This window comes from Streptomyces sp. ActVer, assembly GCF_027270795.1.
Classification (GTDB): Bacteria; Actinomycetota; Actinomycetes; order Streptomycetales; family Streptomycetaceae; genus Streptomyces; species Streptomyces umbrinus_A.
In genome coordinates, this window is the sequence record NZ_JAPWHT010000027.1 from 1 (window position 1) to 15,382 (window position 15,382).

Consider the following 15,382-nt stretch of genomic DNA (forward strand, 5'->3'; position numbering starts at 1 on the left):
GGCCCGGCGCGACCAGCACCCCGGCGAGCCCCGCGTCGGCGGCGGCCCGCGCGGCGCGCTCCATCCGTGCCTGGTAGTCGTCGGCGGTGAAGGGCGCGGGCGTGCCGGTCATCCGGGCCTCCGTGGTTCAAAAGGGGCTACGGGCAGCATCCTGCCCGGACAGCGGGGGCGGCGCGAGCCGGTCACCACTACTTTCCGAACGGCGCCTTCCTTAAGAAGAGCGTCATTTTCCCGGGACATCAGCTCTCCAGGGCGAGCCGGGCGCCGAGGAGCAGCAGTACTCCCCCGGAGACCTGCTCCAGCCTGCGCCGCACGCCGGCCCGGGACAGCACGGTCTTCATACGGCCGACGAACCAGACGTACAGGCCGTAGTAGCCGATCTCGTAGACCGCCCAGAGGGCGGCGAGCCCGACCATGGTGGGCAGGTGCGGGGCGCCCTCCGGCACGAACTGCGGGAGGAAGGACATCGCGAAGATCGCCGCCTTGGGGTTGGCGAGGTTGATCAGCAGCCCGGTCCGGTAGGAGGCCCAGCCGCTCTTCCCGCCGCCCTGCTCCGGGCCGTCGTCCGCCGCGCGCTTGGCGCGCCGCGCCTGCCACAGCATCTGTACGCCGAAGACGACGAGCACGACGGCCCCCACGACGCGCATCACGTCGTACGCCATTTCGGAGGCGGCGAGCAGTGCGGTGAGGCCGAACGCGGCGACGACTCCCCATACGAAGACGCCGGTCTCGTTGCCCAGCACCGTCAGGAATCCGGAACGCCTGCTCTGCAGGGACTGCCTGATGATCAGCACCGTGCTCGGTCCGGGCGAGGCGGCGATCAGGGTGCATGCGCCGAGGAAGGCGAGAAGGGTGCTCAGCATGGGGCCCATCGTGGCCCGGTTGAGGGGGCGCGGCCAAGACATTTAACGATCCCCGATTGCCCAACCATTAGTTCTAATGCTTGGATGCCATCAAGCCATTAAGTGGCCACCCAGGGGAGGCGGAGACCACCATGCTCGTGCTCGCGCACATCAGCGACCTTCATCTCGACGGGACCGGGCGGGCGACGGAGCGCGCCGAGCGGGTGCGGGACCGACTGTGGGAGCTGCCGGTCCCGGTGGATGCCCTCCTGGTCACCGGGGACATCGCGGACCACGGGACGGAGGCCGAGTACGAGGAGGCCGCGCGCATCCTGGGGCTGCGCGAGCGCGGCGCCCCCTTCCCCGTACTGACGTGTCCGGGCAACCACGACAGCCGCTCCCCCTACCGCAAGGCACTGCTCGGCGAACCGGCCGGCGACGGGCCGGTCAACAGCGTGCGGGTCTTCGACGACGCGGCCGTCCTGATGTGCGACTCCAGCGTGCCGGGCAGCGACGAGGGAGAGCTGGACGAGGAGACGTACGCCTGGATCGAGGAGACGCTCGACGGACTCGACGGGCTGCCCGCGCTGCTCGCCTTCCACCATCCGCCGGTGGCGCTCCATCACCCGCTGCCCGACGCTTACCAGTTGCGCCGGCCGTCGGTGCTGGCCGCGCTGCTGGAGCGCAGGAGCGAGGTCGCCGGGATCATCACCGGGCACGCCCACACGCCCGCGGCCACGACGTTCGGCGGGCGGCCGCTGGTCGTCGGGCCCGGAGTGACCTGGACGCTGTGGCTGCCGTGGGAGGGCGAGGGTGCGGCGGACCGGGAGGCGCCTCCCGGGTTCGCCTTTCATGTGCTGGACGACGAGGGCCGGCTGACGAGCCACTTCAGGGTGGCCGTGTGACGCCGGGTCCGGCGTGACCGTGTGACGCCGGGTGCCGTCAGGTGACGACGCCGGGGGTCACCGACAGCTGCTGGTAGCCGCCGCTCGCGTGCCGCAGAGTGAGCGTGACCGCGGTGCCGGGGCGCGCGGCGGCGACGGCCCGCGCCAGGTCGGCGGCCGAGTCGACACGGGTCCGGCCGAAGACGAGCAGCACGTCACCCCGTACGAGACCCGCGGTGTAGCCGGGTCCGGGGACGTGCACGCCGACGAGGAGCGCGCCCGGGCCCTTGGAGGAGTCGACAGCCTCCACACCGAGGGTGGGCCGCTCTTCGGGCGCGTCACTCCGCGGATCCCGGGACGGATTCTTCGGCGAGGCGGAACTCCCGGCTCCTGGTGCCGACTTGGAGCCGCCCTGTCTCTGCCCGGTTTCCTGCCCCGATTCCTGTGCCGAGCCCTCCGCCGAGCCCTCCGCCGACCCTGGCGCCGGGCCGGACTCCCCCGGCGCACCGCCCTGTTCGCCCGCCTCCCTCCGCAGGTCGGCCAGCTTGCTCATGCCGATCACCGTGGCGCCCACGGTGCCGAGGCCGATCCCCGACAGCACGAGGACCGCCCCGACGAACAGGCTGAACAGCAGGGTCATGAGCCGTCGCCCGCGCCGGCGTGCGGCGTGCGGGCGGCGGACCGTGCCGGGCGGACGGCCGCCGCCCGGCTCCCGGCCCGGCATCGGCTTGGGACGCAACGCGGTCTGTTCCATTGGTGATCGCCTCCGGCCAGAGCCCTACCCTCCGCACCGGCACGCCACGATCCTCGAACGGGTGACGCGAGGCGGCGGCCCCGTCAGAGGGCGCCGATCGACGTCCTCTGCCGACTGGCGGCGATCGGCAGGCCCGGGAGCTGTCCCGGTACGAAGCCGTGGGCGCGGCGGGCCAGGTCGGCGGCCCCGTAACGGCGGCAGTCGTAGTGCCACTTCAGGATGCCGGCCATCCAGTTCTGCAGCTCGACCACATAGCCCTCCAAGATCTCGCGGGCCTCGTCGGAGAGTTGGAAGTCCTCGTAGAGCAGAGGGAACTCGTTGGCGGCGACATGCTGGAACTGCTTCATGCGCTGGGTCATGAGGTCATGGACGACGCCGAGTCCCGTCGGGTAGTCGCAGCCGAAGAAGTTCTGCACGACGAGGATCAGGTTGTGCACCTCTCCCTCGTACTCGATCTCCTTCTGGTACGAGAAGACGTCGTTGATGAGCATCCCGTAGTCGATCGCGGCGTTCTCCAGCGAACGGACCGGACCGCTGCGGTAGACCTCGGGAGGCACCGCCGGGCCGTGGCCCAGGCGGCACAGACTCTTGGTGAGGTCGGAGCCGAAAGTGGCGCGACGCATCTCCAGGTAGTCGACGGGGTCGGGGATGCGGTTCTGGAGCTGGTTGACCAGCTCCCACACCCAGCTCTCGGTCATCACGTCCACCGAGGCCCGGAAGGTGCGGCGCGCCTCCAGGGTCATCCCGACCGTCGTACGCCGCCACAGGTCGGCGAGGGCCCGCTCCATCGCGTTGACCGGGGGCGGGATCTCCTCGCCCGCGAGGGGCATACACGCGGACAGCCGCTCGGTGCACAGCTTCGCCGCGGCCACGTCACGCCGGTTCCCGAACACCATCGGGTAGTAGTCGTCGCCGTACGTCCCCCACACGAGCCACTGCGCGCTGAGGTCCAGCGCCTCCGGCGTACCGTCCGGATCGAGGCCCGCCGAGCACAGCGGCAGGTCGTAGGCGGCGAGCTTGTCCTCGTCCCAGACGCCCTCCTCCAGGATGCCCATGCTGTGCGCCCACGGAGTGATGCGCTGCCGGGCCCCGTCCAGATCGGCGTTCAGCCGGACCTGGAACGGCATGTAGAAATCAGGGAGTTGGGAGGGTCCCACCTTCTGGTACGGGACATGGGTGTACGCGCGCAGCCGCTCGGCACCGGCGGCGGCGAGCAGCGCCCCGACATCGGCGGCTGAGGTGCCGGGACCGGTGAGGCCGGTCAGCGGTGAGGTCGCGAGAGCCCCCTCGTTCATGTAGCGGCTCGACCGCAGGTGCCACTCGTGGCCGCCCGACTGCCAGTCCTGCAGCCCCTGCGCGTACGCGCCGATCGCCCGGACCTCGTCCGGTGTGAGGCCCTTGTCCAGGGACAGCGCGGGCACTTCGGTGAGCGCGGTGTGCTCGAACTGGTGCAGCCGCGAGGTGAGGATGTCGTTGACCATGTCGGCGGCCTGCTGGGTGGTGCAGCCGAAGAAGGTCTCCAGGACGAGCACACCGTTGCTCAACTCGCCCTCGTCCTCGACCTCCCGCTGGTAGGAGAAGAGGTCGTTGCGCAGGTGCACGCCGTCGGAGAAGGTCTCCATGAGCACGCGCAACGGCCGTGAGCCGGCGACGGATTCGGGGATCTCGGCCGTCGCGAACTCCACGAGCCCCGCCGACCAGGGGGCGCCGCCGACCTTGCGGCGCATCTCGATGTACTCGACGGGGTTGGCGATCCGCCCCTCGTTGATGTTGGACAGCTCCCACATCGACTCGTTGAGCAGATGCTCGGTGGACTCGGCGAACCGCTTGCGCCAGCCCAGGGACATCGAGGGAACCGTGCGCGCCCAGAGGTCGGCGAGTCCGGCCTCGACGGGATTCTGCGGCTCCGGCACGGGGGTCGAGAGATCGAGCGGCATGAAGAGCGGGAGCCGGTCCAGGTAGTCCTTGCCGCCGGAGCGGTCCTGGCTGCGCTTGAAGGTCTCCAGGAAGTGGTCGTCGAAGAAGAAGACCCACACGTACCAGTCGGTGATGAGCGAGAGGGCGGGCCCGTCGCACTCCGGATGCGTGTACGCGCACAACAGGCCGTAGTCGTGCGCGTCGAGGTCGGCCTGCTCCCAGATACCGGAGCCCTCCAGCATGCCCATACCGCGCGCCCACTCGCTCGAATGGGCGCGCGCCTCGTCGAGATGCGGGTTCAACCGCGCGGGGTACGGCATGTAGAAGTGCGGGAGTTCGAACGGCTGCGTCATGGCCCGGCCCTACCCGCGGCCTCCGACGGGCATCCGTACGGCGGCACATGATCGCACCATCGCGTGAACGGATGAGTGTCGGGAGGCGGTTCGGGGAAAGGTGTGCTGTCCTGCGGGCCGGCGGTGCGCGATTCCGCGGAGTCGGCGGTGTGCTGTTCCGCCGGTGCCCGGTGCGATGCCCTGCGGGCGGGCCTCGGAGTACGTGCGATGACGACGGCCGTCGGCCTCGTACGACGTGCGTACACCAGGGCGTCGGCCGTCCGAAATCCCCGCTTCACCGCCGTCCGTGAGTCCCCGGCAAACCCTTGTGCCACCTGCGTCTACGCGCGCAGACTACGGGAGTTCACGTGCCCTCCTCGTCTCTCCCCCCTCCCCCCGGAGTACCGATGAACCACCCCAGACCGCACCGCCCGTCGTTCTCGCGCCGTGCCGCGCTCGCCGGTCTCACCGGAGCCGCGCTGGCCGGCACGACGGCGTTCGGCGCCTCCGCCGGCGCGAGCTCGCACCGGCGTGCCGTCCGCTTCGCCACCTTCAATGCCTCGCTGAACCGCGGCACTCAGGGCGCCCTCGTCACGGACCTGTCCACGCCGGACAACCAGCAGGCCCGCAACGTCGCCGAGACGATCCAGCGGGTCGACCCGGACGTCCTGCTGATCAACGAGTTCGACTACGACGAGGACGGCACCGCGGTCCGGCTGTTCCTCCGCAACTACCTCGCCGTGGGCCAGAACGGCGCGAAGCCGGTGCGCTTCCCGTACCGCTTCACCGCGCCCGTCAACACCGGTGTCGCCTCCGGGGTGGACCTCGACGGCAAGAACGGCGCCGTCACCACGCCGGGTTCCGACGCGTACGGGCAGGACGCCTTCGGGTACGGCTGGTTCCCCGGCCAGTACGGCATGGTCGTCCTCTCCAAGTACCCGATCGACGTCCGGGCGGCCCGTACCTTCCAGCACTTCCTGTGGAAGGACATGCCGGGCAACGTCATGCCGCAGGGCTACTACAGCGCGGAGGCCACGGCGATCCTGCGGCTGTCGTCCAAGAGCCACTGGGATCTGCCGATCCGGCTCGGCCACGGTTCCTCCTCCACCGTGCACTTCCTCGTCTCGCATCCGACTCCGCCCACCTTCGACGGGGCCGAGGACCGCAACGGGCGGCGCAACCACGACGAGATCCGGTTGTGGGCGGACTACATCGGGGGGCGGCGTCGTGGGGCGTACCTGTACGACGACCGGGGTGTACGGGACGGGTTGCGGGCCGGGGCCCGTTTCGTGATCGCGGGTGACCTCAACGCCGATCCGTTCGACGGGGACAGCTACGACGACGCGGTGCGGCAGTTGCTGGACCACTCGGCCGTGCGGTTGCCCGGCGTGCCGCCCGCCTCTCGTGGTGGCGTGGAGGCCTCCCGTCTCCAAGGGGGTGCGAATGCCTCGCATGTCGGGAATCCCGCGTACGACACGGCGGACTTCGGCGACACCGCGCCCGGCAACCTCCGGGTCGACCATGTCATCCCGTCCCGTGGTCTGATCCCTGCCGGCAACGGCGTCTTCTGGCCCACGTCCGACGACCCGCTCTACCGCCTGGTCGGCAACGGCACGGTGGTCCCGACGTCGGACCACCGGATGGTCTGGCAGGACGTACGGCTGGGGTGACCGGGTCCTTTTTCTCGCCCCCGCCGTTCGCGCGGCCTTCGGGAAAATGCGAAAGCACATTCGCGCCGCCGGTCGCCGGAGCCCTCTCACACGCCCTTGCCGCCCCGCCGCGGCCGGGCCACCGTGGTGGCGTGACCTCACGAGCGACGCCCACGCCACCCGCCGGGGAACCCGGCCCGGACGCCGGCCCGGACGCCGTCCCCGACGTCTTCGACCCCCGGCAGTACGCCGCCGGTGTCCCCCACGCCGCATACCGCGTCCTGCGCGACCACCACCCCGTGGCCTGGCAGCAGGAGCACGAGGTTCTCGGCTGGCCGGCCGGACCCGGCTTCTGGGCGGTCACCCGGCACGCCGACGTGGTCCGGGTCCTGAAGGACTCGGAGACGTACTCCTCGTATCTCGGGGCGACCCAGATCAGGGATCCGGATCCGGACGACCTGCCGTTCATCCGGCGGATGATGCTCAATCAGGATCCGCCGTGGCACGGGAGGTTGAGGCGCCTCGTCAGCCGGGCGTTCACCCCGCGCCGGATCGACCGCTTCGCGTCGGTCGCCCTCACCCGGGCCCGCTCGCTCTTCGAGCAGGCGGTGGCGACCGCACGTAGGAACGACGGCACCTGCGACCTCGTCACCGATGTCACCGACGACTACGCGCTGCTCAACCTCGCGGATCTGCTCGGTGTGCCGGAGAGCGACCGCGGGCTGCTGCTGCACTGGACCCAGCGGGTCATCGGCTACCAGGACCCGGACGAGGCGGGCCCGCCCGTGCTCGACGCCGTGGGCAGACCGGTCGACCCGCGCTCCCCGGCGGCACTGCGGGACATGTTCGCGTACGCCCGCGAGCTGGCCGGACACAAGCGGCGGCACCCCGGCGACGACGTCATGACCGTGCTCGCCGCCGACGGTGAACTCGCCACCGCGGAACTGGAGATGTTCTTCTTCCTGCTGACGGTCGCGGGCAACGACACGGTTCGCGGCGCGGCCCCCGGCGGACTGCTGGCGCTGGCCGGGCATCCGGAGGCGTACGCCCAACTGCGCGCCGGGCACGTCGACTTGGAGTCGGCCGTCGACGAACTCCTGCGGTGGCACCCGCCGGTGCTCACCTTCCGTCGCACCGCCGTGCGCGACACCGAGCTGGCCGGGACGACGGTCCGTGCCGGGGACAAGGTGGTGGTCTTCCACGCCTCCGCCAACCACGACGAGCGGGTGTTCGCCGAGCCGCACCGGCTCGACCTGGCGCGTACACCGAATCCGCACGTCTCCTTCGGGGACGGCCCGCATGTCTGCCTGGGTGCGCACTTCGCCCGGCTGCAGCTGCGGGTGCTGTACGAGGAGGCGCTGCGCGCCCTGCCCGGGCCGCCGCGCGTCGCCGGGCCTCCCCGGCGGCTCGTCTCCAACTTCATCAACGGCCTGAAGTCGCTGCCGCTGCACGTGGCCTGAGCCGGCTGGTCCGGCTGGGCTCCATGAGGTACGGGTTGACGATCCATTGACTCGCAACTTAGGTTTGCCTTACCTAAGTGGTTTTCGCCTCCGAAAGGCCAACTGCCCATGAGATCCGCCGTGTTCGCCCGTGCCACCCGAATCGCCGTCGTCGGTGCCACCGCCGCCGCGCTGACGGTCGGGCTCGCCACCTCCGCCTCGGCCGCCACCGCCACGCGGTCCGTGACGGTGAGCGGAACGACGTACAACCTGTCGCTGACGGCCCCCGACGCCCTGTCGGCCGCCGGGCAGAACATCACCGTCTCCGGCAGCGGCTACAACACCATCCAGGGCGTCTACGTCGGCCTGTGCGTGATACCGGACGGCGTCGTGCCCGGTGACCCGTCGACGTACACCTCCCGGCCGACCCCCTGCCTGGGCGGCGCGGACCAGTCCGGCACGACGGGCGCCTCGCACTGGGTGTCGAACCTCGGCGGCGGCACGGTCGCGAACAGCTCCGCCTACGGCTCCGGCGGCTCCTTCGACGTCAGCGTGCACGTGAACCCGAACATCGCCACCGGCCAGGTCTGCGGCACGGACGTCGACTGCGCCATCGTGACGCGCGCCGACCACACGGCGAGCGGCACCCGCTCCTACGACGTCTACATCCCGGTCACCTTCTCGTGACCGCGCCTCTCAGAACCCGGGGGCGGAGCGATGTGCTCCGCCCCCGGGCGGCGGGCGCCCTCGTGGGAATCACGGCGGTGGTCCTCGCCGCCGTCGTCGTCAGCACGCCCGCCGTCGGCGCCGACGACCCGCCCGGGAGGGAGGGGTACGAGCAGACGGCCCGCCTCACGACCGTCGGCAAACCGCTCGACCTGCTGGTGCACCCCGAGTCGGGGAAGCTGTACGTCGGGTCCGACACCGTCGCCGGTACGACGGGCGGGAGCCTCGCCGGGATCTATGTCGTCGACCCGGCCGCCGGGAACGTACTGAACTGGGTGAAGACCTCCCCCGGCAGCACCGGCGTGCCCGCCCAGCTTCCGGGCAAACGGCTCGCCGGGCCGCTGCCGGGCGACGGGGTGCACTACCTGGTCGGGCTGCGCGGGATCGCCGCCGTGAAGGACGGGGACGCGGCGGGCCGCGGTGGCTGGCTCTCCGGCACGACGATCACGCAGGCCAAGGCCGGGGCGAAGGCCGGCACGGTCGTGGTCGTCCGCGGGACGAAACTGGAGGAGGTCGCCGTCGGCGAGACGTCGGTGACCGTGGAGCGCTCACTGACCCTGCCGGCCGCCGTCGGTCCGCTCGCCGTGGACACCGCCGCCGGGCAGATCTGGGTCGCCGACAACACCAACAGCGTGCTGCGCAGGGTCGGTTCGGCCGACTTCACGCCGGACGGCAAGGAGATCGCGCTCGGCGCCGGTGCCGCGGTGTCCTTCCTGGAGTGGGACACCGAGCGCGGGGTGCTGTGGGCGGGGCGCGGCACGGTCCTGGAGGCGTACGACATCGCCGCCGGCGAACTGGCCGCCTCCTTCGACGCGAAGCCCGGTGACACCATCGCGGATGTCGCCGTGGACCCGCGCTCCGACCGGGCGTTCGCGGTGTGGCAGGACTGGGGCAACCCGCCGGAGGAGGGGGACGGCGTGGGGCAGCTCGCGGTGTACGACACGGCGACGCTCAAGGACCTCGGCATGGGTGCCGAACTGCCGGGCGTCAACGGCCAGTTGGGCAGCTCGTCCGTCGCGGTGACGCCGGGCGGCGACTCGGTGTTCGTCGGGAGCCCGTCCGAGGCCTCGCTCACGGTGTTCCGGGCGCCGGTGCCGCCGTCGCCCTCCGAGTCGCCGTCACCGTCCGACCCGGGGTCGCCCTCGCCCTCGGACCCGGCCTCGCCCAGCCCCTCGGACGGAACGTCCGAGCCGTCGCCCGGCGACTCGGGACCGGACGCCGACCCGACCGACTCCGGGACCACGGTTCCCGTCGACGGTCCGAGCGCCGACGGGAACAGCGTGGGTGGCACGGGAGGCGGCGGGGCGCAGACCACGACCGGCGGCGGCTCGCTCGACACCACCGGCAACGGCTCGCTCGCCTCGACCGGCACGGACGTGCTCCTGCCCGCCGCGGCCTGCACCGCGGCGCTGCTCGCCACCGGCACCGCCGCGGTGCTGTGGCGCCGCCGACGGGCCACGACGTAGACGCGTCGGCGGATCGCGAAGGAGACGGGCGGACACCCGGCACCCCCGGAAGGTCCAACAGCCGTGAACCGGCCCGACACGGGCCCGTATCAGTGCTGTTGGACCTTCTGCGGTGTCGCCTCGCTCGGCCGTACGACGACGTATCCCTCGCCCTGGAGCATCAACTGCACGGCCTCGCCGGAGCCGCCGCGGATCATCGAGCCTATGGACTGCGAACGGTGCAGTGAGGTCTGGAGGTTGGCCGTCCAGCCGACGATCGCGTCCGTGTCGACGTACACCGGCCACTGCGGCGAGACGGGGATGACCAGCGGGTTGCCCTCGCAGACGAGACCGAGCCTGCCGTGTCCGGTGAAGACGCTGTTGAACAGCCCGCCACCCGTGATGCCCGCACCCTTGACCGTCTTGATCTCGTACTTCAGTGAGGCGTCGAAGCACAGTACGTTGCGGCCGTTGACGGTGAAGACGTCACCGGGGTCGATGTCGACGATGAAGCAGTTCTGCGCCTCGTGCGCGAACCAGGCCTCTCCCTGCCCGCGCACCGCCATGAGCGCCAGCCCCTCGCCCGTGACAGCCCGTTTGAGCATGCCGCCGACGCCCTGGCCCTTGCGCTCGAACTGCAGACTGCCCCGGTAGGCGATCATCGCACCCTGCCGGGCGAGCATCTCGCCGTTGACGGCGTACTTGATCGACTTGGCGTTCTCGACGCTCATGCCCGCCGCAGTGGCCGGCTGCACCATGTACTCGCTGGAAAACAGATCACCCTTCATGCGGGCATCCTGTCCCGGAGGCGCGGGTTCCACCATCCAGCGGCGGGATGAAAGACACCGACGAAGGTATATGTCCGCGGAACGAAAGGCGGGGCGGCCGACGCCCGCTCGCGTCGGCCGCCCCTGCGGGGCCTTTCGGCCCCACCCTGTGGGGGGTGGCTCGTCAGTCGTCGATCAGCCGCCGTCCGCCTGGGTCAACAGTCGTCCGACGGCGCTCGACGGTCAGAAGGTCAGCTTCCAGCTGTTGATGGTGCCGGTGTCCGCCGAGGCCACGTCCTGCACGCGCAGTTTCCAGGTGCCGTTGGCGGACTCGCTGGACGCGTCCACGGTGTAGGTCGTGTTGACGTTGTCGGCCGAGTCCGAGCCCGAGGACTTCAGCCGGTACGCCGTACCGTCCGGGGCGACCAGGTCGATCACCAGGTCACCGCGGTAGGTGTGGGTGATGTCGACGCCGACCTGGAGGGCCGAGGGCGCGTTGCCGGTGCGGCCGCTGACGGCGATCGAGGACTCGACGGCCGAGCCGGCGTCCGGGATGGAGACGGCCGTGGTGCTGGTGAAGGTGGTGCCCCCCGTGGAGCCTCCGGACCCGCTCACCGCCTGCACCGTCTTGGCCGCGTCCGCGAGACCCGCGCCACAGCCGCCCGAGCAAGTACCGGGCAGAGCACGCGAGTTGGTCTTGATCGCGGACTCGATCTGGGCCGGGGTCAGCGCGGAGTTCGCCGACTTGGCGAGCGCGGCCAGACCCGCGATGTGCGGGGCGGCCATGCTGGTGCCCTGGTAGTAGGCGTACGACTCCGAACCGGGGCCCTGCGTCCCGGAGTTCAGCGTGGACAGGATGCCGTTGGCGGTGCCGGTGCTGGTCTGGCCACCGGGTGCCGCGATGTCGACGACCGAGCCGAAGTTGGAGTAACTCGCCTTGGCGCCCGTGCGGTTGAGCGCGGCGACCGAGATCACGTTGCTGCAGCTGGCCGGCGAGTAGTTGGCCGCGTTGGCGTTGCTGTTGCCCGCCGCGACGACGACCGTGGTGCCCCGGCCGACCGCGTTGTTGATCGCGGTCTGGGTGGCCGTGGTGCAGGCACCGCCACCGCCCAGGCTCATGTTGATGACCTTGGCGACGTTGGCGTTGGCCGGGACGCCGGAGACCGTACCGCCGGACGCCCAGGTGATGGCGTCGATGATGTCGGAGTCGTAGCCGCCGCACTTGCCGAGGACGCGCAGCGGGGAGATCTTCGCGTTGTACGCGATGCCCGCGACGCCCTTGCTGTTGTTGGTGACGGCCGCGATGGTGCCCGCCACGTGCGTGCCGTGCCAGGAGGAGGAGCTGCCCGTGGTCTGCTCGCACTCGCCGGCGGCGTACCAGTCGCCCGGGTCGGCCGGGTTGCTGTCGCGCCCGTTGCCGTCGACCGAGACCGCGGTGTCGGAGATGAAGTCGTAGCCCGCGACGATGTTGGCGGCGAGGTCGGAGTGGGTGACGTAACCGGTGTCGATGACGGCGACGGTCACGCCGCTGCCGGTCGCGGTGTCCCAGGCGCCGGGCACGCGCATGCCCGCGGTGGTCTCGAAGAGGTCCCACTGCTTGCTGTACTCGGTGTCGTTCGGGTCGGCCTGCGGCTTGTTGAGGCGGTCCGGCACGACGTACGCGACCTGCGGGTCGGCCTGGTACTCGGCGACGACGTCGGCGACATCGGCCTTGCTCAGCTGCTCGCCCAGGTCGACCAGCGCGGCACCGGTGCCGAGGCGGCGCTGGAAGTCCAGGCTCTCGCCGGCCTCCTTGCCCTTGGCCTCGGCGTCGGCGGAGGCGGCCTTGTTCGACTTGGCCTCGGTGGCGCCCGACTTGTAGCCGACGATCAGTCGCTCGGCCGGGGCGGACACGGCAGCGGCGGCGGTCTGCTCGGCGGGGACCTTGGCGGTGGCGGGACCGGCCAGCGCGAGGGACGCGGCGGTCCCGGCCAGCAGCGTCGCGGAGATCGCGGCGACGGATATCAGCTTCCGTCTCGCGGGTCGAGGAGTACGCAAGTGAGTGCCTTTCGTGGCCGGCTCCGGGCAGCGCGAAACAGCGGTGCGATGCGGCGCATACGGTGCCGCGCGGTGCGGAGCAGCGGTTCGATTCGCTTCGTCGTCGAAGCGGCGGGGGGTGCAATCGAGAGGGCGCCAGGGCCGGCCGTGCGCGAGCCTCCAGTCAGGGGTTACCTGTGGTTCGGCTGTGCTCGAACAATAGGCGGAGCCTTTGTCCCGCGGATACGGGGAAAACCCTCGATCCATGGCCGAGAACCCCCTATCCGGACCGGCCAGTTGGCGGGAAAGACCCCTTTCCGGACGTTCAGTCCTGTCTCGCCATGGAGGCGTGCGGACGGGAGGGACTGCCGCTGGGAGAACGCCGACATGTACGAGGCCGACCTGATCCTCGTCGACAACCGCGAGGGCAACCTCCAGCCGGCCGGCCTGAGGAAGACCAAGCCGACCTGGGCCCGGCTGCCCGCCGTCCGGGCGGACCGGACCTTCCCGTGGGCCGTCGAGGAGCGGTACAGCCACGCCGGGTACGCGCCGCGCATCGAGCAACTGGCCGCGGTGCTACGGCAGTCGGAGCCTCTGGCCTCGTAACCGCCGCTCCACGGGCGGTGCTCCGCTGCCGCCGGGCTCAGCCACCGTCGGGCCCGGTCGCCGGGCTCAGCCGTCGACCGTCTCAGGCACCGACAGTCCGTCGTCGGTGGCCGCGAGGAACTGTGTGGCGGCGAGCTCGGCGTACAGCGGGTCGCCGGCCACGAGTTCGCGATGGGTGCCCACGGCCCGTACCTGCCCCGCGTCCATGACGACGATCCGGTCGGCCATGGTCACGGTGGACAGCCGGTGGGCGACGACCAGGACCGTGGTGGTGCGGGCGACATCGGCGACGGTGTCGCGCAGCGCGGCCTCGTTGACCGCGTCGAGCTGGCTGGTGGCCTCGTCGAGCAGCAGCAGCCGGGGCCGCCTGAGCAGGGCGCGGGCGATGGCGACGCGCTGGCGCTCACCGCCGGAGAGCTTGGTGCCGCGGTGGCCGACGAGGGTGTCGAGCCCCTTCGGCAGCCGGTCGACGAGGGAGTCGAGGCGGGTGGTCTTCAGCGCGCGGAGCACCTCGCCGTCGTCGGCGTCGGGATTGCCGAGCAGGAGGTTGTCGCGGAGGCTGCCGGAGAGGACGGGCGCGTCCTGCTCCACGTAGCCGATGGCGGACCGGAGCGCGGAGACCTCCCAGTCGGTGAGGTCGCGGCCGTCCAGCGCGATGGTCCCCTCCTCCGGGTCGTAGAACCGCTCGATGAGCGAGAACACCGTGGTCTTCCCGGCGCCGGACGGTCCGACGAAGGCGGTCATGCCACGCGGCGGGACGGCGAAGGTCACGCCGTGGTGCACGTACGGAAGGTCGTCGTCGTAGCGGAAGCGGACGTCCTCGAAGGCGATCGAGGCGGGTTCGGCGCCGGGCCGGGGCAGCGGCGAGGGCTCGGCGGCCGGTTCTGCGGGCAGCAGCCTGGCCTCCTCGATGCGCGCCAGGGCGGCCGAGCCGGTCTGGTACTGGGCGACGGCTCCGACGACCTGCTGGATCGGCGCCATCAAGTAGAAGACGTACAGCAGGAACGCGACGAGGGTGCCGATGTCGATGGCTCCGGTCGCGACCCGTGCGCCGCCCACGGCGAGGACGGTGATGAAGGCGACCTGCATCGAGAGGCCGGCCGTGTTCCCCGCCAGCGCCGACCACTTGGCGGCCCGTACGCTCTGGCGCCACGACTCCTCGGCCGCCGCGTGCACGGCCCGCTCCTCGCGGTGCTCGGCGCCGGACGCCTTGATGGTCCGGAGCGCGCCGAGGGTCCGCTCCAGCGAGGCACCCATGGCTCCGACTGCGTCCTGCGCGCGCTTGCTGGCACGGTTGATCCGCGGAACGATCACGCCGATCACCGTGCCCGCGGCCAGGACCACGCCCAGGGTGACGCCCGTCAGCACCGGGTCGACGAACCCCATCATCGCGAGGGTGGCCACCAGGGTGAGCCCGCCCGTGCCGAGTCCGACCAGCGAGTCGGTGGTGACCTCCCTGAGCAGCGTGGTGTCCGAGGTGATCCGGGCCATCAGATCGCCGGGCTCGCTGCGGTCGACGGCGGATATGCGCAGCCGCAGCAGATGCGACACCAGGCCCCGCCGGGCGCCGAGCACGACGGACTCGGCGGTGTACCGCAGCACGTACCCACCCAGCGCCCCGATCGCCGCGTTGGCGACCACCAGCGCCGACATGGCCAGCAGTGCGCCGGTGATCGCCCGGTCGTGCCCCAGGTCGTCGATGAGCGACCGGGCGACCAGCGGCAGCGCGAGCCCCGCGGCGCCGGTCAGCAGAGACAGCACGGCCCCGAGCAGCAACGTCCAGCGGTACGGGCGTACGTACCCGAGCAGGAGCCGCCACGGCGGCGTGGACGGTGTGTCGGACGGGTCGGGCTGCGGCACGGTGCTCCCCCTCGATCGGCTCCCCTCCCGCTCTCGGCCGGAGTCCCGTCCGCGGTCCGGTCCGGAGTCCGGTCCGGGGCCTCGTCCGGAGCAAGGGGGATCGTTGGAAGTATCGCCGATGCCACTGACAGCGCCGTAGGGGATT

12 protein-coding genes are annotated in these 15,382 nt (G+C 71.3%); 6 read left to right on the forward strand and 6 right to left on the reverse strand.

The features are described from left to right. Nucleotides 1–239: 239 nt before the first annotated feature. The gene (locus tag O3Q52_RS07095; RefSeq protein ID WP_269647934.1) at nucleotides 240–863 is read right to left on the reverse strand and encodes a LysE family translocator; all 624 of its coding nucleotides are present in this window, start codon (nucleotides 861–863) and stop codon (nucleotides 240–242) included. Nucleotides 864–994: 131 nt separating this feature from the next. Between O3Q52_RS07095 and O3Q52_RS07100 the strand changes: the two genes are divergently transcribed. Beyond that, nucleotides 995–1,747 (forward strand): phosphodiesterase, encoded by a 753-nt coding sequence (locus tag O3Q52_RS07100; RefSeq protein WP_269647935.1) that lies wholly within the window; start codon nucleotides 995–997, stop codon nucleotides 1,745–1,747. A gap of 37 nt (nucleotides 1,748–1,784) precedes the next feature. On the opposite strand, the gene O3Q52_RS07105 is transcribed toward O3Q52_RS07100, so the two are convergent. Continuing rightward, nucleotides 1,785–2,480, reverse strand: coding sequence for a S1C family serine protease (locus O3Q52_RS07105; protein WP_269647936.1), 696 nt, complete (start codon nucleotides 2,478–2,480; stop codon nucleotides 1,785–1,787). An 83-nt stretch (nucleotides 2,481–2,563) separates the two neighbouring features. Next, nucleotides 2,564–4,750 (reverse strand): germacradienol/geosmin synthase Cyc2, encoded by a 2,187-nt coding sequence (gene cyc2, locus O3Q52_RS07110; RefSeq protein WP_269647937.1) that lies wholly within the window; start codon nucleotides 4,748–4,750, stop codon nucleotides 2,564–2,566. Between the two features lie 386 nt (nucleotides 4,751–5,136). Here cyc2 and O3Q52_RS07115 point away from each other — a divergent pair, with 386 nt between their 5' ends. The 4 genes from O3Q52_RS07115 to O3Q52_RS07130 all read left to right on the forward strand — a co-directional run bounded on the left by O3Q52_RS07115 (nucleotide 5,137) and on the right by O3Q52_RS07130 (nucleotide 10,009). Continuing rightward, entirely contained in the window at nucleotides 5,137–6,399 is a 1,263-nt protein-coding gene (locus O3Q52_RS07115) for an endonuclease/exonuclease/phosphatase family protein (protein WP_269647938.1), read from the forward strand. 131 nt (nucleotides 6,400–6,530) lie between these two features. Beyond that, nucleotides 6,531–7,838 carry a cytochrome P450 gene (locus O3Q52_RS07120; protein ID WP_269647939.1) on the forward strand — a complete coding sequence of 436 codons (1,308 nt, stop codon included), beginning with the start codon at nucleotides 6,531–6,533 and terminating at the stop codon, nucleotides 7,836–7,838. Between the two features lie 108 nt (nucleotides 7,839–7,946). Next, nucleotides 7,947–8,504 carry a hypothetical protein gene (locus O3Q52_RS07125; RefSeq protein WP_269647940.1) on the forward strand — a complete coding sequence of 186 codons (558 nt, stop codon included), beginning with the start codon at nucleotides 7,947–7,949 and terminating at the stop codon, nucleotides 8,502–8,504. Nucleotides 8,505–8,536: 32 nt separating this feature from the next. Continuing rightward, complete coding sequence (locus tag O3Q52_RS07130) at nucleotides 8,537–10,009, forward strand: hypothetical protein (protein ID WP_269647941.1); 1,473 nt, start codon at nucleotides 8,537–8,539, stop codon at nucleotides 10,007–10,009. 89 nt (nucleotides 10,010–10,098) lie between these two features. Here the strand turns inward: O3Q52_RS07130 and O3Q52_RS07135 are convergent, their stop codons facing one another. Then, on the reverse strand, nucleotides 10,099–10,776 hold the full coding sequence (locus O3Q52_RS07135; protein ID WP_269647942.1) for an AIM24 family protein: 678 nt from the start codon (nucleotides 10,774–10,776) through the stop codon (nucleotides 10,099–10,101). 222 nt (nucleotides 10,777–10,998) lie between these two features. Then, on the reverse strand, nucleotides 10,999–12,792 hold the full coding sequence (locus O3Q52_RS07140) for a S8 family serine peptidase (RefSeq protein WP_269647943.1): 1,794 nt from the start codon (nucleotides 12,790–12,792) through the stop codon (nucleotides 10,999–11,001). Nucleotides 12,793–13,158: 366 nt separating this feature from the next. Here O3Q52_RS07140 and O3Q52_RS07145 point away from each other — a divergent pair, with 366 nt between their 5' ends. Continuing rightward, nucleotides 13,159–13,377, forward strand: a complete 219-nt coding sequence (locus tag O3Q52_RS07145; protein ID WP_269647944.1) for a hypothetical protein — start codon at nucleotides 13,159–13,161, stop codon at nucleotides 13,375–13,377. Between the two features lie 66 nt (nucleotides 13,378–13,443). On the opposite strand, the gene O3Q52_RS07150 is transcribed toward O3Q52_RS07145, so the two are convergent. Further along, nucleotides 13,444–15,237: an ABC transporter ATP-binding protein gene (locus tag O3Q52_RS07150; protein ID WP_269647945.1), complete on the reverse strand. Its 1,794-nt coding sequence runs from the start codon at nucleotides 15,235–15,237 to the stop codon at nucleotides 13,444–13,446. Between the last annotated feature and the right edge of the window lie 145 nt (nucleotides 15,238–15,382).